This is a genomic window from Pseudovibrio sp. Ad5 (assembly GCF_001623095.1).
GTDB lineage: Bacteria > Pseudomonadota > Alphaproteobacteria > Rhizobiales > Stappiaceae > Pseudovibrio.
Genome location: NZ_LMCH01000003.1, coordinates 63,599 through 82,151, shown reverse-complemented (window position 1 = coordinate 82,151; position 18,553 = coordinate 63,599). Strand labels below are relative to the sequence as shown.

Below are 18,553 nucleotides of genomic sequence, written 5' to 3'. Positions count from 1 at the left end.
ACTACCTATTAGTATCTGGGGGATGTAGTGTCTCTCAAAACACAGTTCAGGGTTCTTAAGGAGTTTGGTTGATGGGCTCAATTGGTATTTGGCAAATTGTCATCATCGCGGTTGTCGTAGTTCTGCTGTTTGGTCGCGGAAAGATTTCCGAGCTGATGGGCGATGTTGCAAAGGGCATCAACAGCTTCAAAAAGGGGCTGAATGATGATGCTGCGGAAGCAAAAGAAAAAGAAGAAGATCCTAAAGTGATCGACCATGCGCCGGGTGACACCGTGAATGCGCAGGAAAAAACTGAAGACACCGCGAAAAAGGACTAAGTCTCCTTTAAGGTAGTCTGTGTAAATTACCTAGGGAAAGTCGGCGTTTTCTGGCTTAGAGTTTGTGATCTACGCCTTTCCCTAGTGAATGTGCCGTTGGCGGCACGACATGTCTATGATGAGAGCCTGGCAACGGGCTGTCATTGAGACACTAACGAAACGGCTTCTTTATGTTCGATATCGCATGGACAGAGCTGCTGCTTGTTGCTGTGGTTGCCATTTTGGTGGTTGGCCCCAAAGAACTGCCGGGCATGTTGCGCACAATTGGGCGCACAATCGGCAGTGTGCGGCGTATGGCTGGCGAGTTTCAGTCTAGTTTGAATGACGCTGTCAAAGAAGCGGAGAAGCAGACCGGCATTGATGAAATGCGGAAGCAGGCTGATGCCGCACAAAACTTCAATCCACTTGATGACTTGAAAAAGACATTGGCGGACGAGAAGAAAAAGCTTCAGGACAGCATGAAAACTGCGGAGAGCGATGTGAAAAGCTCGCTGAACGGTGAGGGCTCTTCGGAGAGTAAGCCGGACAGTGCGCCAGAAGCTGCGCCTGTGAAAGCAGAGGTTCCGACGCAGAAAGTTGTTTCTTCAGCTGAGCTGGCTTCCACGCAAAAAGCAAAAGAAAGTGCCGCAAGCACTCCTTCCAGCAAAGATGAAAGCTAGGGCGGCTATTTTATGAGTGATAACGAAATTGAAGATTCGCGTGCGCCACTGATTGAGCACCTGATCGAATTGCGTTCCCGCCTGATGAAGTCGGTGATTGCGATCGCTATTGCCTTTGCGGTTTGCTTTTACTTCTCAAATGACATCTTCAACTTCCTGATTGAGCCGTTTTCGGCAGCGGCCGGGGAAAGCATTGAAGTCAAGCTGATCTACACCGCACCGCACGAATGGTTCTTCACCCAGATGAAGCTGGCCTTGTTTGGAGCGCTGTTTATTGCCTTCCCGGTTCTTGCCAGTCAGATTTACATGTTTATGGCACCCGGGCTTTATAAGCACGAGCGCAGTGCATTTATTCCGTATCTGGTTGCGACACCTATTTTGTTCGTGATTGGCGGGTCGCTGGTTTATTACCTTGTGCTGCCAATGGCGATGGGCTTCTTCCTTGCCATGCAGCAGATGGGTATGGACGGGCAAGCGTCCATTGAGATGCTTCCGCGTGTGAGTGAGTACCTGAGCTTCGTGATGGTTCTTATCTTCGCGTTCGGTCTGGTTTTTCAGCTTCCGGTTGTTTTGACGCTTATGGGGCGCGCGGGTCTTGTGACCTCTGAGTCTTTGAAGGGTAAGCGGAAATATGCTGTGGTTGCTGCGTTTGCAGCTGCGGCAATTTTAACACCTCCTGATCCGATTTCGCAGATCGGTCTTGCACTTCCTACTCTGCTTCTCTACGAAGTCTCCATCTATTGTGTAAGGCTCGTCGAGAAGAAACGTAAAGAGAAGGAAGCGGAAGAAGAGGCCTAGTCTCACTTCCACCCTGATTTACGAGTTTCCCGGCGGGTTATTTGAAGGCAAACCTGCCGGGGTTACTAAGTTATGCTTGATATCAAGTGGATTCGTGAAAATCAGGAGAGCTTTGATACAGCTCTCGCTAAACGCGGCCAAGAGCCACGCGCTGCGCTGCTCGTTGAACTGGACGATGCGCGCCGTTCCCACACCACCAAGCTTCAGGAAGCGCAGCAGCGCCGTAACTCCGCATCCAAAGAAATCGGCATGGCCATGGGCCAGGGCGACAAGGAAAAAGCAGAGGCCCTGAAGGCTGAAGTTGCCGAAATTAAAAGCTTTATCCAGAACGGCGAAGAGGAACAGCGCAAGCTGAACGCTGCGCTTGAGGATGCTTTGGCTGTTATCCCCAATATTCCTCATGAGGATGTTCCGCTTGGTGCGGATGAGGCTGACAACGTTTTGCTTCACACGCATGGCGATAAGCCGCGTAACAACTTTGAGCAGAAAGAACATTACGAGCTGGGTGAGCAACTTGGCGGCATGGACTTTGAAACCGCTGCTAAAATGTCTGGCTCCCGTTTTGTGTTGCTGAAAGGTCAGATTGCGCGTCTGGAACGTGCGATCGGTCAGTTCATGATTGACCTGCACACGCAGGAAAACGGCTACACCGAAGTTTCTCCTCCGCTGTTGGTGCGTGATAACGCGCTGCACGGCACGGGGCAGCTGCCAAAGTTTGCTGAAGACCTGTTCCGTACGACAAATGATCACTGGCTTATTCCGACAGCAGAAGTTCCGCTGACGAATATAGTTTCTGGTGAGACGCTGGCTGAGGCTGACTTGCCACTGCGTGTGACAGCTTTGACCTATTGTTTCCGGTCTGAGGCCGGGTCTGCTGGTCGTGATACGGCTGGTATGCTGCGTCAGCACCAGTTCCAGAAGTGTGAGCTTGTTTCTATCACGGATGAGAACAGCTCTCTGGAAGAGCTGGAGCGGATGCGCGAGTCTGCTGAAAAGGTTCTGAAGCTGCTTGGCTTGCACTACCGTGTTGTCACACTGTGTGTTGGTGATATGGGCTTTGGTGCTCGTAAAACCTACGATATTGAAGTTTGGCTGCCAGGTCAGGATGCTTATCGCGAGATCTCTTCCTGTTCTGTTTGTGGTGACTTCCAGGGCCGCCGCATGAATGCACGCTACCGCGTGGAAGGCGAGAAGGCTCTGAAATTCGTTCATACTTTGAACGGCTCCGGCCTTGCTGTTGGGCGCTGCCTGATCGCAGTGATGGAAAACTATCAGAATGCAGACGGAACAATTACGGTTCCTGAGGTTCTTCGCCCGTACATGAATGGCCTTGAAGTCATTGGCGCTTAACAATTGATGTAAGCGTATTTTCAGCAGAAGGGCGGTTGCGTTCTTCTGCTGCACTGCGCGACTTATATGAGGAATTGCTGCGATATGCGTATCTTACTAACCAACGATGACGGGATCCACGCTGAGGGTCTTGAGGTTTTGGAGCGCATTGCGCGGCAAATTTCAGATGATGTTTGGGTTGTTGCACCAGAAACCGACCAGAGCGGTGTGGCGCACTCCCTGTCTTTGAATGATCCTTTACGCGTTCGTGAAATTGACAGCCGCCACTTCGCGGTTCGCGGTACTCCAACTGATTGTGTGATCATGGCGGTTCGTTCCATCATGGATACACCTCCTGATTTGGTTCTTTCCGGTATTAACCGGGGTGCAAACATTGCAGATGATGTGACGTATTCCGGCACCATTGCTGCGGCTATGGAAGGCACTTTGATGGGCGTTCGTTCCATTGCGTTGTCTCAGGCCTATGCTTTTGGGTCCGAATTCGGACCGAGCTACGATACGGCTGAAGCGCATGCCGTGGGTGTGATCCGCAGCCTGCTGGAGTTCAATCTGCCATCTGATACGCTGCTGAACGTGAACTTCCCGAAAGACGCGCCTGACATGGTTAAAGGTGTTAAGGTTGTGCGTCAGGGCAAGCGCGATGCGGGTTCGCTCTACATTGAAAGCCGCAAGGATGGCCGTGGTAATCCATATCACTGGCTTGCTTTCCAAAATCGTGTACCAAGTGCGCGTGAAGGGACTGACATCAATGCTTTGAAAGAGGGCTATATTTCAGTCACGCCTTTGCATCTGAACCTGACAGCTGATGAGTTGATGGGGCAGTTGGAAAAGACACTCGAAAAGTCCTGATTTGATGTGAACCTACCGAGGCCCTTCGGGTTCACGTCAGGTTCTTAGGTTATATGTGCGTTTCCTTCAAAGGGCAGAAGTGGCCTTTGAAGGTGCGCTCTTTTGAGCTTGCTGGTCCGCCAGCAGGCTTTGCACTGCAGATAGACGGAGTGTTTTAAAATGGAAGACAGTCTGTTTGCTGATGAAGATGGTCGCTTTGATGAGAACCTTGCCAGGCAAGCGGCATGGGTTATGAAGCTGCGATCTGAGGGTGTGCGGAATATTGTGGTTCTGGGCGCACTTGAAGCTATTCCTCGTAAAATATTTTTGTCAGCTAGCCAACAATTTCTGGCTTTTGAAGATCGTTCGTTCCCAATTGATTGCGGGCAGATGAGCACACAGCCATCCTTGATTGGGAAGGTTGCCGATTTTCTGCAAATGAAGCCGGATCATTCCCTGTTGGAGATTGGCAGTGGATCCGGGTATCAGTGCGCGGTTCTTTCTAAAATCTGTGATCGCATTGTCTCACTGGAGCGCTACCGGACACTCGCTGATCTGGCGCGTGAGCGACTTCGGTCCTGCAAGATCAACAATGTAGATGTGATTCATGCGGATGGTCTTGTGGCGCCTGTTGATGAAGAGGATGATGGCGGCCCGTTTGATCGTATCATTTTGAATGGTGCGCTGGACCGTGTGCCGGGCTTCTTGTTTGACCGTCTTGCACCCGGGGGGCGTTTGTTGGCGCCAATCAAGCATGAAAGCGGTATTTGCCGCCTGATTCAGTATGACAAAGGTGGCCGCGGTCTTGATGAGACTGACCTTGGTGGCTTCCGCTATCTTTCTCTCACACCGGGAATAGCTGCGAAACTGTAGGGGAATGAGGCTTTAATTAAGTCTTTATCAACTCTGTTGTCAGTAAACTTACGCCAGTTAGCCTTTTATTTGTATTGGGTAGGGCGGATATGCAGTTTCATTCCCGTGAGAAAGCCAGATTGCGGCGCGGTGTAGCCTTGTTTTTGCTGTCAGCAGGTCTTGCTGGTTGTAGTGGCAATGTGGACCGGTTTGGCAAGTCTGAATATGTTGATGAACCAACGTCTCCGGCTCGAACTGCCGTTGTGGTGACGCCCGGACTTCCATCATCAAACACAAAATCTGTTGTTCAGCGCGGTGTTTTGTTGCCTGCGCCAACATCAAGCAATGCTCCTATTGTGACCGGATCTGCGCAATCGCGCGGGTATCCGCAGCAGACATGGCAGCCGACATTTTCTAAACAGCCTGTTCCGGTGAGCCAGCGCACGCGCGCGAGCGCCCGGGTTCCCGCAGCACTTGCCAAAGCGCCGAATGATGGCACGCTTGGGTGGACAGCTGTTGGTGGCCGTGTTGTCACGCTAAAAGCCAACGAGAATGTTGATAGTCTTGCCTGGCAATACCGTGTGCCGGCGAACGAAATTCTTCATGCCAATCGCGTGACTGTGAGTTCTGCGCTGCAGCCAGGTGATTCCGTTGTTATTCCGGTGAAGATGGTTCGTAAACCGAACCGCTTGCCGAAAGCCAGTGCTCGTGTGTTGCCGTCCAATAGCCAGCAGCCTCAGACGACAGCCTCCATTCCTTCGCAGTATGTTGCGCCTTTGAATGCCAATGGCTCTGCTTCCAGGCAGTCTCGTGATGTGTTTGCGACCAAGATTGCGGCTGCGTTGCTTCCTCCGGGCAATGTGGGAGAACGATCGCGTCCTGTTTACAGTGATGCGCCTCCAGCCGCTTATCCGGTGCAAAGGCGAGCACCAGCAGCAGCTGTGCCTGCGTCTTCGCTTCAGCCAATTCAGCAGTCTGCACCTTCTCAGGTCTATCGTGCACAGCAACAGCCAACGACCTATCGCAGTCAGTCTTTGACGCCGATTGTTGCTCCGCAGTCTGCGACTGCGCAGCCATCTTACGGTGTGCCTGTTACGGGGCAGGCAGCGCGCAGCGTTGCTCCTCTGCGCGTTTCAGCTGTGCCAAAGAGTAAGCCTAGGGCTTCTGTTGCACAGCGTCCGGCATCGGTTGCCAGTGTTACAGCGACACAAGCCGTGCCGAAGCCAAAGAGAATCGCTTTGGCAGGGGGGAGCCCACAACGCCTGGCCGCTCCGGTTGCGACACAGCGCACGCTTGCCAATTCTCTTGCGCCGACCCCAGTTCACACCGCAAGTGTACAAAAGCCACAAAAGCCGATTGTTCCGGTTATCTCTGAAGCTGAGACGGATGTTGTCCGTTTGCAGCCGACAGAAGTTTCCAAGCCAGCGCCTGTGCAGCCAGTTGCGACAGCGAAGGCTCCAAAGGTTGCTGTGGCAGATGAAGCAACGTTCCGCTGGCCGGTGCGTGGGAGGATTATCTCTGACTTTGGCGTGAAGCCGGGTGGGTCTAAAAACGACGGCATTAATCTGGCGGTTCCATCAGGAACAGACATTAAAGCTGCGGAAGACGGAACCATCGTTTACGCCGGTAATGAGCTGAAAGGCTTTGGAAATCTGGTACTGATCCGCCATGATAATGGCTGGGTTTCAGCTTATGCGCACAACAAAGAGCTGAAGGTGCGCCGTGGTGATGCCGTACGCCGTGGTCAGACTATTGCCATGGCTGGTGCGACGGGGTCTGTGACACAGCCTCAGCTGCATTTTGAGCTGCGTAAGGATAACAAGCCGGTAGATCCTATGAACCATCTACCGCGTTCCTAATAAAAAGGGGGAGGGTTCTTCTTGGAACTCTTTTCATAGGTAGAGCACGCCGCGTTTGTGACCTTCACGCGGCGTGCTTTTTTATGAGTGTGTCTGCTTGTCAGGACAGCGTCTGGCTGAGGCGGCCTGCCAGATCCTGAATAAATTGCCATGCGACACGACCAGAACGCGCGCCGCGCGTGGTGGACCATTCCAGAGCCTGCGCGCGGAGCTGCTCCTGCTCGACCTTTAAGCCAAAATGCTCTGTGTAGCCGTAGATCATATCCAGATACTCATCCTGAGAGCATTTGTGGAAGCCGATCCAAAGGCCGAATCGATCAGAAAGTGAAACCTTCTCTTCCACCGCTTCGCTTGCATGGATCGCCGTTGACCGCTCGTTCTCCATCATATCGCGCGGCAGAAGGTGTCTGCGGTTGGATGTGGCGTAAAACAGGACATTTGCTGGTCGACCTTCAATGCCGCCGTCCAGAGCTGCTTTCAGGCTCTTGTAGCTGGTGTCGTCGCCATCAAAGGAGAGGTCGTCGCAAAAGATGATGAAGTTGTATGGCTTGCCGCGCAGCTCGTTCATCAGCGCGGGGAGGGCTTCGATGTCCTCGCGGTGAATCTCGATGAGAACAAGCTTGCGGACGCCTTCGGAGTTTGCGTGTGCTGCGTTGATCGCAGCATGAGCAGATTTCACCAAAGACGACTTGCCCATGCCTCTGGCGCCCCACAACAGCACGTTATTGGCCGGAAAACCTTCTGCGAACCTATTTGTATTCTCCATCAGCATTTTCTTGGAGTGATCGACGCCTTTGAGCAGGCTAATATCAACCCGATTGACTTTGGGTACAGGTGCAAGCTCAAACGGGGAAGGGTGGAATACAAAGGCATCGGCTTCGTCGAAATTGACAGTAACTGGAGGCTTGGGAAGGGAGCTGGCCAACAGGGCGACAATCTCGTCCAGCTTGGATGTAAGAAGGGCGACTTCAGAGGTATTTTCTTTAGTGGTCATGTGTATCTACGTGATTAACTCAGGTGCGCTGGCATAGGCTTTACGCAAAATGCACTAGGTGAAAAATTGTCTCAGCGGCGGTTCTGCTATTTGATCTGCGGCCAAGTATCCCTATTTACAGCTGTATCATGTCCAATACTCTTGGGGAAAGTCCCAGTTAGCATGTCAATGCCTTGAAAAGGTTGGAGTGGACTGTATAGTCCAGCGCAAAATCCTTGTTCTTTCGGGCCAAGGTCAATTTTGGAGGGGTTCACCTCGCCAATTGTTTAATGAACGCCATCAGGTTCCTCGGGAATTTGTGGTAAGGAGAAACTAATGTTTATTACCCCTGCCTATGCACAGGCCGCAGGCGGCGTGCCAGACGTTGTAATGTCTATTGTGCCGTTCGTCCTGATCTTCGTGATCATGTGGTTCCTGATCATTCGCCCTCAGCGCCAGAAAATGAAGTCTCATCAGGAGATGGTGAGCAATCTGCGTCGCGGCGATACCGTTGTGACCTCTGGTGGTCTGATTGGTAAAGTTGCTAAGATCGTTGATGATGCTGAACTGCAGGTGGACATTGCTGAAGGTACGCGTGTGCGTATTGCTCGTGCCATGATCCAGGAAGTTCGCTCCAAAGGTGAACCTGTTAAGGACGGCGAATAATCGCGCCTTGATACCTGTAGTTTCAGACCGCTTTCCTGTTTCGGCAATCGCCGCAGTGAGAGCGGTCTGCCTATTCTAGGACCGGGCATATACTCATGCTTCATTTCGCGCGTTGGAAAATCGCCCTGATTATCGTCGTGGTGCTGGGCGGTATCTTTACAACATTGCCGAACTTCTTCCCGGCAAGTACCGTTCAATCCTGGCCGGATTTTATGCCTAAGCGCCAGATTGTTCTCGGTCTTGACCTTCAGGGCGGTGCTTATCTGCTCTATGAGGTTGATAAGGAAGATTACAAAGAAAAACAGTTCCGTCAGCTGGTTGGAAATATCCGCCGGGCCCTGCGCGAGAACCCACGTATCGGCTACACCGGTCTGGGTATTCAGGGAGACGGCGTTCAGGTTCGCATTCGTGATAATGCACGCTTCGATGAGGCTGAACAGCGCCTTGCAGAACTGGTAAACCCGCTTAACTCCGGCGTTTTTGGCGGTGCAGCGGTTAACGAATTTGTTCTTGAACCTCAAGGTGACGGCCTGTTCCGCATGGCTTTCTCCGAGGAAGGTCTGGACATGCGCCTCGCTTCCGTTGTGAGGCAGTCCATTGAGGTTATCCGTCGCCGTGTTGATGAACTCGGCACGACTGAGCCTTCCATTCAGCGTCAGGGCACTGACCGAATCCTTGTTGAAGCGCCGGGTGAATCCAACCCTCAGCGCCTGAAGGATATTATTGGTGCAACTGCGCAGCTAACGTTCCATCTTGTTAGTCAGGAAATGAGCGCGTCACAGGCACTTCAGGGTCGTCCGCCAGCAGGCACGATGGTCGTTGAGGGTTCTGATGGCCAGCCATACCTGTTGGATGAAAACCCGTTGCTGACGGGTGAAGAGCTGCAGGATGCTTCTGTTGCGTTTGACCAGCAGACAAACGAGCCTGTTGTGAACTTCCGCTTCAACACTGCCGGTGCCCGCGTCTTTGCGGATGTGACCCGCGCAAATGTTGGTCGTCCGTTCGCGATTGTGCTGGATGACGAAGTGATCACCGCTCCGGTTATCCGTCAGCCGATCACAGGCGGTTCCGGTCAGATCTCCGGCAGCTTCACTGTTGATGGTGCGAATGATCTTGCTGTTCTGCTGCGTGCTGGTGCGCTTCCTGCGCGTCTGGATGTGGTTGAAGAGCGGTCTGTTGGTCCGGGCCTTGGTCAGGATTCCATTGATAGCGGTAAGGTTGCTTCCATCGTTGCAGCGGCAGCGGTGGTGATCTTCATGCTGCTGGCTTATGGCCAGTTTGGGATCATTGCGAACCTTGCGCTCGCTTCCAACGTGTTCCTGATCTTTGGTGTGCTCACCACGCTTCAGGCAACGCTGACCCTGCCGGGTATTGCGGGTGTCGTTTTGACAATTGGTATGGCGGTTGATGCCAACGTGCTGATTTATGAGCGCATTCGTGAAGAGGCACGCGCTGGTCGTTCCGCTATTGGTTCGATTGATGCAGGCTTTAAGCGTGCACTTGGCACCATTTTGGATGCAAACATCACAACGCTGATTGTGGCTGTGATCCTGTTCTTCATCGGTTCCGGTCCTGTTAAAGGGTTCGCCGTAACGCTGATGATCGGTATCTTCACCACAGTGTTCTCTGCGTTTACTATCTCTCGTTTCCTCATCTCTGTATGGGTGAAGCGTAAGCGTCCATCCAAACTGCCAATCTAATTCGGAGCATGACCCTATGAAACTTCTTAGACTTGTTCCGGAGCAGACCAACTTCCGCTTTATGCATTGGCGGGTGTTGAGTTTTCCGTTTTCTGGAATTACGGCAGTTCTTTCCATTGTGCTGTTCCTGACAATCGGCCTGAACTACGGCATCGATTTTAAGGGCGGGACGCTGATTGAGCTGCAGTCCACAAGCGGTCCTGCGAACCTTTCTGAAATTCGCCGGACCCTTGGTGGTCTTGATCTGGGTGATGTGCAGGTGCAGGAATTCGGTAGTCCTACCGAAGTTCTGATCCGCATTGAATCTCAGGGCGAAGGTGAAAGCGCGCAGCAGGATGTGGTGGAGAGTGTCCGTGGTGCCTTTACCGATGGATATGAATTCCGCAGAACTGAAGTGGTTGGACCTCGTGTCTCCGGCGAGCTTGCTTATGCAGGAACGCTGGCGGTCGGGTCTGCCTTGCTGATGATCATGTTTTACATCTGGTTCCGCTTTGAATGGCAGTTCGCAGTTGGCGCGATCATCACCACCTTCAATGATATCCTGCTGACGGTTGGATTGTTTGCGGTGTTGCAGCTGGACTTTACGCTGTCCAGTATTGCGGCGGTGCTGACGATTATCGGTTACTCACTTAACGATACGGTGGTTGTTTATGACCGTATTCGTGAGAACCTGCGTCGTTACAAGCGTCTTTCTCTGGAAGAGCTGCTTGATAAGTCCATCAACGAGACCTTGTCCCGTACAACAATGACATCCGTGACCACTTTGCTCGCGCTGTTTGCATTGTACTTCCTGGGCGGTGAAGTGATCCAGTCCTTCGTGCTGGCGATGATCTTCGGTATCGTGATCGGGACTTACTCTTCTATCTTCCTTGCCTCTCCGCTGCTGATGCTCATGAAGCTTCGTACCAGCGTGTTTGACAAGAAAGACGACGAAACATCTCCGGCAAAATCTGCTTAACCAGCGGAAACAGCTAATGTTTTAGATGGGGCTGACCACAGTTGTGGTCAGCCCCATTTTCTATTGGACATTCTTTCGCGTGTAATTAAACAGAGGCTATCAATTTGCGCGTATACTGGGCGAAAATAGCCATTGGAGGACACTATGGGAAAACGTGGAGAGCCTTTGGAAGTGCGGGATGCGCATTATCCAAGTATGGTTCAAATCGACGCCTACGGAAATGGCGGCTTTCGATTTGCCGATATGTCTCATCGTGGATCGCTGATGTGTGTGCCGTCTGGCGTTTATGGCTGGTCGCCTACCAGCTTTGATGAAGTTACGGATGAAGCACTGGCGCAAATCCTTGCAGAGTCTGACGACATTGAAGTGCTGTTGATTGGTGCTGGTGACGAGTTGAAGCCATTTCCGGAGTCTCGTAAGGGGCCGTTTCGTGAGAGGGGCATCATGGTCGATAGCATGTCCACTGGTGCTGCTGTGCGCACATACAATGTGCTTCTTGGTGAAGACCGCGCTGTTGCAGCCGTGTTTATTGCAGTTGAAGACGTTTAAGAAGAAGCGTGGAACCCAGCTATGAGCCAGGCCTATGACCACTGTAATGATTTCGTAAAACGCTTCTCCTACGAGCGTTACCTGAGCACATTGTATGCTCCGATTATTGCGCGTCCGAGTTTGATTGCCCTTTACGCCTTTGCCTGTGAGATTGCGCGTATCCGAGAACTGGTCAATGAGCCGATGCCCGGAGAAATTCGCCTGCAATGGTGGCATGATGCGCTGAGTGGAACTGATCATGGCGATGTGATGCACAACCCGGTTGCGCAGGCGATCATTGAGACGATTGAGCATCATAAACTGCCAAGAGAGCCGTTCCTCAACCTGATTTCTGCGCGCCGGTTTGATCTTTATTCCGATCCAATGCCAACCATCAATGATCTGGAAGGGTATTGCGGGGAGACCAGCTCTACAGTGGTTTTGCTGGCCTCTATGATATTGAGCGGAAAACCAGCTGATCGCCAGCTTTCTGATGCCAGCGGGCATGGTGGTGTGGCGTATGCGCTCTCTGGCTTGATGCAGACGCTTGCGTGGCAGGCTTCGCGGCACCAGCAGTTCCTTCCCAAAGATGTGATGGAACGACACGGTGTGGATGCCAATGCCTTGCGAGGGAACCGTTCAAATGATGCTGTCTGGGCGGCTTTTGAAGAAATGGTGGAGCTGAGCAAAAAGCATCTTGATGATTGTGAGAGTGCACTGGAAGGGATTGACCCGTCTGTGCTGCCTGCGTTTTTGCCCGTGTTTCAGGTGGAGCTGTTCTTCAATGAGGCGGACAAAGATAGTTTTGAGCCGCTGCAGGTTTGCGGTGGGGCGCCGCATATGCGCCGTGTCTGGCATATGTGGCGGACATCTCGTCGCCTCACCAAACTTTCGCGGAAATAGAAAAAGGCCGGAGTTTCCGGCCTTTCCTGTCTCTAATAGCATGCTGCGTACGCGTTAGACGTTCGCGACCCATGCTTTAAAGTCATCCAGACCACGCTTGGCCATAACCTGCTTTTTAAGGCGGGTCTTTTCATTCCCGCGCAGGCGCTTGCCTTCCGGATGCTTCGGCATTTCGTCCAGGGGAGGCAGGAGGCCGAAGTTGATGTTCATTGGCTGGAAGGAACGCGGGCCGGAGCCATCTTCGCGATCGATGTGACCACCCGTGATATGGTTGACGATTGCGCCGCACGCGGTTGTGACTGGCGGAGGTGCGATGTCGGTTCCAAGTGCCTGATGAGCTGCAAACAGACCTGTCAAACATCCAACAGCGGTGGATTCCACATAACCTTCACAGCCGGTGATCTGACCAGCGAAACGCACGTGTGGCAGAGCTTTGAGGCGCATTTGATCATCGAGAAGACGCGGTGAATTGAGGAAGGTGTTGCGGTGCAGGCCGCCGAGGCGGGCAAACTGAGCTTCTTCCAGACCCGGGATCATGCGGAGAATTTCTGCCTGTGCGCCGTACTTCAGTTTGGTCTGAAAACCAACCATGTTGTAAAGCGTGCCAAGGGCATTGTCCTGACGTAGCTGCACCACAGCGTAGGCCTTGATGTCTGGCTGATGGGCATTGGTCAGGCCCATTGGTTTCATTGGGCCGTGGCGCAGAGTTTCGCGGCCACGTTCTGCCATCACTTCAATTGGCAGGCAGCCATCAAAGTAAGGCGTGTTTTCTTCCCATTCCTTAAAAGAGGTCTTTTCTCCGCCGATCAGTGCATCGATAAAGGCTTCGTATTGCTCTTTATCCATTGGGCAGTTGATGTAATCTTTACCCGTACCGCCCGGGCCAACTTTGTCGTAGCGAGACTGAAACCATGCCTTGTTCATATTGATGGATTCAGTGTGGATGATCGGTGCAATAGCATCAAAAAAGGCGAGGGAGTCTTCGCCGGTCGCTTGCAGGATCTGCTCTGAAAGAGCTGGAGATGTGAGCGGGCCGGTTGCAAGAATGACCTGACCGCTTTCTGCGGATGGGATCTCAGTCACTTCTTCGCGGAGGATCTCTACGTTCTCGTGGCCTTCCAACGCGGCCTGCACAGCTTGGGAAAATCCATCGCGGTCCACGGCCAGTGCGCCGCCAGCAGGCACTTTGTTGGCATCTGCGCATCTCATGATCAGGGAGCCAGCGGCACGCAGCTCAGCATGAAGCAAGCCAACAGCGTTGTTTTCAGCATCGTCAGAACGGAATGAGTTGGAGCACACCAGTTCTGCAAGGCCATCTGTTTTGTGTGCATCGGTCTCACGTGTTGGGCGCATTTCGTGCAGAACGACCTTCAGGCCTTTTTCTGCGATCTGCCATGCTGCTTCGGAGCCTGCCAGGCCGCCGCCAACCACGTGTATGGTCTGCTTCGTCATTTCCTATCCAATCGACTGGGCTTCTGTTGCGCCAAAGCGTCTGATGAAGCCTAAGTGTTTATCGCTTGCGAATTGCTTAGCCTCTGAACTTGCTCAGTTCAATCATTTAGGCCATCAATCTTCCATGGTTGTGCAAAGTGATTCACAAAAACACATGTATTTTTCAAATAAGAAACTGAAGAAAATTTCTCAGGCCTTCGTGATTGCAGTTGGCGCAATTGGGCTAACTGCGTGCATGAGCCAAATTAATAGAAAACCAAGCACCTGGTATACTCAGATGGGTGGCATCGAAAACAAAGGTGACACATTGTACATTTGTCATGGTTTCGGCTGCGAATATCGCACGGCTGTGACGTTTAGCCAGAAAGACAAACAGCGATTACGCACGATTTTGAAGCGAGGGCATCGAAGCCCTGAAGCTGAGCGTGCCGCAATTTCCAAAGCGGTGCAGTGGCAAGAAAAGCGTGTTGGACCTGCGGTTGGGTCATCCAATGATATTGGTGGGCTGGATATGGGTAATGGCAACGTTAAAGGGCAGATGGACTGCATTGATGAGGCGACCAATACAACAAGCCTGCTGGTTTATGCGGGTTCTCAGGGTTGGCTTAAATACCACCGTGCAGCGCGGCCTGCCTCTCGCGGTTTTTTCCTTGATGGCAAATATCCGCATGCTTCAGCTGTTGTGGTGGATACGACCACAGAGATTCCATGGGTGGTAGACAGCTGGCGCCTAAGTAATGGCAAGCCGCCGGATATTTTGCACATAACTAAGTGGCTGACTATGACCAGCGCTGATTTGGAAAACCCATCAGGCGGGTGAGCTGGTAATCAGAGTAAAGCAGTGATGATTTGGAGAGCGTATCAGCGAGGCTGGTGCGTTTTTCTTTTGCGTGATTGCTTTGCTGAGGACGATGGGTAGTTTTGAGAGAAATAGGCCTTTAAAACAGCTAACGCCCGTCGATGGGAGGAACGACGGGCGAAGCTAGTAAACAGAGAACTGGGAGGAAATCTCTGTTTAGAACCATCAAGCAGCTTGGGAGGAGGTGCTGCTTGAGGATTGTATGTTAGGCTGCCGAGGTTTAATTGGGAGGAGTTCCTCAGCGACCTTGAGTTGGTTTATACAAAAGACTTTCCAATTGTGCATCACATCATTTCGCATGTCCGATATGCAAAAAACGCATGGCATTATGGCAAATGATGGCGCTACCATTCTTCAAAACGACATAAATGCCAAAATTAACGATTGTGCAGTGCGGTAATTTTGTGATTTAGGGCACAAATCTGCATACCTGAGGGGCTGGGAGTGCTGTTTTTAGGCAGTTGGTGCTGAAAACTTAATCATATTTCAATGTGTCGCCGGCTTTGAGCAGGTTTTGTAATAGAGCGGCGCCAACTGGTATCTTGTGTTGTTTTCGCGGAAAGAGGCCATTGGGGGCGGTGATTTTTGCAAAAAAATGACCGGGACAGTGCCCGGCCATTTGGTTTTTATTCTGCTGCGTCCAGTTTGCTGGCGCTTCGCCTTTCAAACAATTCCTTGAGGAAGTGTCCCGTATAGCTCTCTGGTACCTCTGCCACATCCTGTGGACGGCCGGTTGCAACGATGGTTCCGCCGCCGTCACCCCCTTCAGGGCCAAGGTCAAGGATCCAGTCTGCGGTTCTGATCACTTCCAGATTGTGTTCGATCACGAGAACTGTGTTGCCCTGATCGACCAGCTCATGAAGGACATCGAGCAGCTTAGCAACATCGTGGAAATGGAGACCGGTTGTTGGTTCGTCCAGAATATAGAGCGTACGGCCAGTTGAGCGTTTGGAAAGTTCCTTTGCCAGTTTCACACGTTGTGCTTCACCGCCGGACAAGGTGGTGGCTTGTTGTCCGACCTTGATGTAGCCGAGGCCCACGCGGGCGAGGGTTTCCATCTTGTCGCGGATGGATGGCACGGCGGAGAAGAAGCTTGCTGCTTCTTCAACGGTCATGTCCAGTACATCTGCAATGGATTTGCCCTTGAACTGAACTTCCAGTGTCTCGCGATTGTAGCGCTTGCCCTTACACACATCACAGGTGACATATACATCAGGTAGGAAGTGCATCTCGATCTTAATAACACCGTCACCCTGACAGGCTTCGCAGCGTCCGCCTTTTACGTTGAAGGAGAAGCGACCCGGCGCGTAGCCGCGTGTTTTTGCTTCCGGCATGCCTGCAAACCACTCCCGGATTGGTGTGAAGGCGCCTGTGTAGGTTGCCGGGTTGGAACGCGGTGTTCTGCCAATTGGGGACTGATCAATGTCGATGACTTTGTCCAGGCGCTCCAGACCTTCAATCCGGTCATGCGGGGCAGGGTTGTCGCGTGCGCCATTGAGACGACGAGCGGTTGCCTTGTAGACAGTATCGATCAGGAATGTGGATTTACCGCCACCAGATACGCCGGTTACGCAGGTAAATGTGCCAAGCGGGATGGTAGCATTCACGTCTTTGAGGTTGTTGCCGCGCGCACCGAACACTTTGATCTGACGGTTCTTGTCAATCTTGCGCGGCTCATCTGGTTGCGGGATGCTCATTTTGCCGGAAAGGTACTTGCCAGTGAGGGAGGCCGGATTGGCCATCACTTCATCTGGAGTGCCTTTGGCAACTACTTGTCCGCCATGGATACCTGCGCCCGGACCCACATCCACCACATAATCTGCGGTGAGGACGGCGTCTTCGTCGTGTTCTACCACGATAACAGTGTTGCCCAGATTGCGCAGGTGTTTCAAGGTTTCCAGAAGACGAGCATTGTCGCGCTGGTGCAGGCCAATGGATGGTTCATCGAGAACGTAAAGCACACCGGTCAGGCCGGAGCCGATCTGGGAGGCCAGGCGAATACGTTGGCTCTCACCACCAGACAGGGTTCCGGAAGAGCGGTCCATGGAAAGGTATTCCAAGCCAACATCGTTGAGGAACTTCAAGCGCTCACGGATTTCCTTGAGGATGCGATATGCGATTTCGTTCTGTTTATCAGAGAGCTTTTCATCAATGCTGGAGAACCAGTCATGTGCAGTTTTGATGGAAAGGGCTGTGATCTCGCCTATATGGCGATCTGCTATTTTGACGCAAAGGGCTTCAGGCTTGAGGCGGTAGCCTTTACAAGCGTCGCAAGCATGATCTGACTGGTAGCGTGAAAGTTCATCGCGCACCATCTGAGAATCTGTTTCACGCCAGCGCCGCTCGATGTTGCCGACAACGCCTTCGAATGGCTTTTCGGTTTTGTAAGAGCGAGTGCCGTCATCATAAACAAACTGCACTTTTGTGTTGCCGGTTCCGAACAGCACCGCATTGCGGAAGTCTTCTGGAAGGTCTTTCCAGGCTTTGGTCATTGGCTGCTTATGATGCTTGGCCAATGCTTCCAGTGTTTGGGTGTAATAAGGAGAGGTTGAACCGGTTTTTGACCATGGCAGGATCGCGCCCCCCCGAAGGGAAAGAGATTGGTCCGGTACAACGAGCTCGGCTTCAAACGCCAGTTTTGTGCCGAGACCATCGCAGGTCGGGCATGCGCCAAACGGATTGTTGAACGAGAACAGGCGCGGTTCTATTTCCGGGATCGTGAAGCCGGAGACCGGGCAGGCGAACTTTTCTGAGAAAATGAGCTGCTTTGCTTTGCCTTTCTCATTCTGCTGATCTGCAAACTCAACGGTAGCGAGGCCTTCGGCCAGCTCCAGTGCGGTTTCCAGAGAATCTGCCAGGCGGCCAGCCATGTCTTCGCGCACAACGATACGGTCAACAACGACATCAATATCGTGTTTAAACTTCTTATCCAGAGCGGGCGCATCGGCGATTTCATAATACTCGCCGTCAACTTTTACGCGCTGGAAGCCCTTTTTCATGAGCTCAGCGAGTTCTTTTCTATACTCACCTTTGCGGCCACGCACGATTGGGGCCAGCAGGTATAAGCGAGTGCCTTCTTCCAGTGTCAGAATGCGGTCTACCATTTGGGAGACTGTCTGACTTTCAATTGGAAGGCCCGTTGCCGGAGAGTATGGAATGCCTACGCGCGCGAATAGGAGGCGCATGTAGTCATAGATTTCTGTGACTGTGCCGACTGTGGAGCGTGGGTTTTTTGAGGTGGTTTTCTGTTCAATGGAGATTGCAGGTGACAGGCCGTCGATCTGATCTACGTCTGGTTTCTGCATCATTTCAAGGAACTGGCGGGCGTAAGCGCTCAGGCTTTCAACGTAGCGGCGCTGCCCTTCAGCGTAAATCGTATCGAAGGCAAGAGAGGATTTGCCTGAGCCGGATAGGCCAGTCATGACGATCAGGCTGTCTCGTGGAAGATCCAGGTCCACATTCTTCAAGTTATGTTCGCGAGCGCCACGTACAGTGATCTGCTTCATAAGGTCTGCGCGCGCGGGAGTATTTTGTGTGTCATGTGTTGGCGACTTCGCCATGGAACTGTCCTTTATCACGGATACCGAGTTCGCATATAAAAAGCAAAACAGGTCTGGGCGCGATCCTCAAAATGCAGGAGAATGAGCGCTGGAAATCAGGTGGAACATAAACGGAACAATTTTAAGGAGCAAGCCTTTTTGAGTTTGCTCGCGTAAAATTGTCTTTTAGAAAAATTGAGAGTTGAACTTGGCAGTTTTGCAAGGCAATGTGTCGGAACAAAAATAGAACGAGCAGAGAGCCTTGCTTGCGGGTGCCTGATATTCCGACTGAAAGCCTAGGAAATGTGGACA

At 52.2% G+C, this 18,553-nt stretch carries 16 protein-coding genes; 13 read left to right on the top strand and 3 right to left on the bottom strand.

Annotated elements, in window-relative coordinates; all coding sequences use genetic code 11:
• The first annotated feature begins 71 nt into the window (after nucleotides 1-71).
• From PsAD5_RS01750 to PsAD5_RS01720, 7 genes are all read left to right on the top strand, one after another.
• Entirely contained in the window at nucleotides 72-317 is a 246-nt protein-coding gene (locus PsAD5_RS01750; protein ID WP_057466250.1) for a twin-arginine translocase TatA/TatE family subunit, read from the top strand.
• Between the two features lie 170 nt (nucleotides 318-487).
• On the top strand, nucleotides 488-976 hold the full coding sequence (tatB, locus tag PsAD5_RS01745) for a Sec-independent protein translocase protein TatB (RefSeq protein WP_057466251.1): 489 nt from the start codon (nucleotides 488-490) through the stop codon (nucleotides 974-976).
• A gap of 12 nt (nucleotides 977-988) precedes the next feature.
• A complete protein-coding gene (tatC, locus tag PsAD5_RS01740; protein ID WP_057466252.1) occupies nucleotides 989-1,774 on the top strand; it encodes a twin-arginine translocase subunit TatC in 786 nt (261 codons plus the stop codon).
• 72 nt (nucleotides 1,775-1,846) lie between these two features.
• On the top strand, nucleotides 1,847-3,124 hold the full coding sequence (serS, locus tag PsAD5_RS01735) for a serine--tRNA ligase (protein ID WP_063290848.1): 1,278 nt from the start codon (nucleotides 1,847-1,849) through the stop codon (nucleotides 3,122-3,124).
• Between the two features lie 84 nt (nucleotides 3,125-3,208).
• The gene (gene surE / locus PsAD5_RS01730) at nucleotides 3,209-3,973 is read left to right on the top strand and encodes a 5'/3'-nucleotidase SurE (RefSeq protein WP_057466254.1); all 765 of its coding nucleotides are present in this window, start codon (nucleotides 3,209-3,211) and stop codon (nucleotides 3,971-3,973) included.
• 159 nt (nucleotides 3,974-4,132) lie between these two features.
• Entirely contained in the window at nucleotides 4,133-4,825 is a 693-nt protein-coding gene (locus PsAD5_RS01725; RefSeq protein ID WP_063290847.1) for a protein-L-isoaspartate O-methyltransferase family protein, read from the top strand.
• Nucleotides 4,826-4,914: 89 nt separating this feature from the next.
• Nucleotides 4,915-6,663, top strand: a complete 1,749-nt coding sequence (locus tag PsAD5_RS01720; protein WP_063290846.1) for a M23 family metallopeptidase — start codon at nucleotides 4,915-4,917, stop codon at nucleotides 6,661-6,663.
• A 100-nt stretch (nucleotides 6,664-6,763) separates the two neighbouring features.
• Here the strand turns inward: PsAD5_RS01720 and PsAD5_RS01715 are convergent, their stop codons facing one another.
• The gene (locus PsAD5_RS01715) at nucleotides 6,764-7,657 is read right to left on the bottom strand and encodes an ATP-binding protein (protein ID WP_063288810.1); all 894 of its coding nucleotides are present in this window, start codon (nucleotides 7,655-7,657) and stop codon (nucleotides 6,764-6,766) included.
• Between the two features lie 315 nt (nucleotides 7,658-7,972).
• Here PsAD5_RS01715 and yajC point away from each other — a divergent pair, with 315 nt between their 5' ends.
• The 5 genes from yajC (at nucleotide 7,973) to PsAD5_RS01690 (ending at nucleotide 12,391) form a co-directional block, all read left to right on the top strand.
• On the top strand, nucleotides 7,973-8,302 hold the full coding sequence (gene yajC / locus PsAD5_RS01710) for a preprotein translocase subunit YajC (protein WP_057466258.1): 330 nt from the start codon (nucleotides 7,973-7,975) through the stop codon (nucleotides 8,300-8,302).
• 95 nt (nucleotides 8,303-8,397) lie between these two features.
• Complete coding sequence (secD, locus tag PsAD5_RS28415) at nucleotides 8,398-10,002, top strand: protein translocase subunit SecD (RefSeq protein WP_057466259.1); 1,605 nt, start codon at nucleotides 8,398-8,400, stop codon at nucleotides 10,000-10,002.
• A gap of 16 nt (nucleotides 10,003-10,018) precedes the next feature.
• Complete coding sequence (gene secF, locus PsAD5_RS28410) at nucleotides 10,019-10,960, top strand: protein translocase subunit SecF (protein ID WP_057466260.1); 942 nt, start codon at nucleotides 10,019-10,021, stop codon at nucleotides 10,958-10,960.
• 144 nt (nucleotides 10,961-11,104) lie between these two features.
• The gene (locus PsAD5_RS01695) at nucleotides 11,105-11,509 is read left to right on the top strand and encodes an Mth938-like domain-containing protein (RefSeq protein WP_063290845.1); all 405 of its coding nucleotides are present in this window, start codon (nucleotides 11,105-11,107) and stop codon (nucleotides 11,507-11,509) included.
• A gap of 21 nt (nucleotides 11,510-11,530) precedes the next feature.
• A complete protein-coding gene (locus PsAD5_RS01690; protein ID WP_063290844.1) occupies nucleotides 11,531-12,391 on the top strand; it encodes a phytoene/squalene synthase family protein in 861 nt (286 codons plus the stop codon).
• A 54-nt stretch (nucleotides 12,392-12,445) separates the two neighbouring features.
• On the opposite strand, the gene trmFO is transcribed toward PsAD5_RS01690, so the two are convergent.
• Nucleotides 12,446-13,843, bottom strand: a complete 1,398-nt coding sequence (gene trmFO, locus PsAD5_RS01685) for a methylenetetrahydrofolate--tRNA-(uracil(54)-C(5))-methyltransferase (FADH(2)-oxidizing) TrmFO (protein WP_084405889.1) — start codon at nucleotides 13,841-13,843, stop codon at nucleotides 12,446-12,448.
• 235 nt (nucleotides 13,844-14,078) lie between these two features.
• On the opposite strand from trmFO, the gene PsAD5_RS01680 reads away from it, so the two are divergent.
• The gene (locus PsAD5_RS01680) at nucleotides 14,079-14,663 is read left to right on the top strand and encodes a hypothetical protein (RefSeq protein WP_208988451.1); all 585 of its coding nucleotides are present in this window, start codon (nucleotides 14,079-14,081) and stop codon (nucleotides 14,661-14,663) included.
• 665 nt (nucleotides 14,664-15,328) lie between these two features.
• Here the strand turns inward: PsAD5_RS01680 and uvrA are convergent.
• Nucleotides 15,329-18,262 (bottom strand): excinuclease ABC subunit UvrA, encoded by a 2,934-nt coding sequence (gene uvrA, locus PsAD5_RS01670; protein WP_063290842.1) that lies wholly within the window; start codon nucleotides 18,260-18,262, stop codon nucleotides 15,329-15,331.
• Nucleotides 18,263-18,553 lie beyond the last annotated feature (291 nt).

Bases quoted from the DNA above. Each gene is read 5' to 3' on its own strand.
- surE (WP_057466254.1), top strand. From the start codon at position 3,209: ATGCGTATCTTACTAACCAACGATGACGGGATCCACGCTGAGGGTCTT.
- PsAD5_RS01715 (WP_063288810.1), bottom strand. From the start codon at position 7,657: ATGACCACTAAAGAAAATACCTCTGAAGTCGCCCTTCTTACATCCAAG.
- PsAD5_RS01720 (WP_063290846.1), top strand. From the start codon at position 4,915: ATGCAGTTTCATTCCCGTGAGAAAGCCAGATTGCGGCGCGGTGTAGCC.
- PsAD5_RS01725 (WP_063290847.1), top strand. From the start codon at position 4,133: ATGGAAGACAGTCTGTTTGCTGATGAAGATGGTCGCTTTGATGAGAAC.
- uvrA (WP_063290842.1), bottom strand. From the start codon at position 18,262: ATGGCGAAGTCGCCAACACATGACACACAAAATACTCCCGCGCGCGCA.
- tatB (WP_057466251.1), top strand. From the start codon at position 488: ATGTTCGATATCGCATGGACAGAGCTGCTGCTTGTTGCTGTGGTTGCC.
- PsAD5_RS01680 (WP_208988451.1), top strand. From the start codon at position 14,079: ATGAGCCAAATTAATAGAAAACCAAGCACCTGGTATACTCAGATGGGT.
- PsAD5_RS01695 (WP_063290845.1), top strand. From the start codon at position 11,105: ATGGGAAAACGTGGAGAGCCTTTGGAAGTGCGGGATGCGCATTATCCA.
- PsAD5_RS01690 (WP_063290844.1), top strand. From the start codon at position 11,531: ATGAGCCAGGCCTATGACCACTGTAATGATTTCGTAAAACGCTTCTCC.
- yajC (WP_057466258.1), top strand. From the start codon at position 7,973: ATGTTTATTACCCCTGCCTATGCACAGGCCGCAGGCGGCGTGCCAGAC.
- tatC (WP_057466252.1), top strand. From the start codon at position 989: ATGAGTGATAACGAAATTGAAGATTCGCGTGCGCCACTGATTGAGCAC.
- PsAD5_RS01750 (WP_057466250.1), top strand. From the start codon at position 72: ATGGGCTCAATTGGTATTTGGCAAATTGTCATCATCGCGGTTGTCGTA.
- secD (WP_057466259.1), top strand. From the start codon at position 8,398: ATGCTTCATTTCGCGCGTTGGAAAATCGCCCTGATTATCGTCGTGGTG.
- trmFO (WP_084405889.1), bottom strand. From the start codon at position 13,843: ATGACGAAGCAGACCATACACGTGGTTGGCGGCGGCCTGGCAGGCTCC.
- secF (WP_057466260.1), top strand. From the start codon at position 10,019: ATGAAACTTCTTAGACTTGTTCCGGAGCAGACCAACTTCCGCTTTATG.
- serS (WP_063290848.1), top strand. From the start codon at position 1,847: ATGCTTGATATCAAGTGGATTCGTGAAAATCAGGAGAGCTTTGATACA.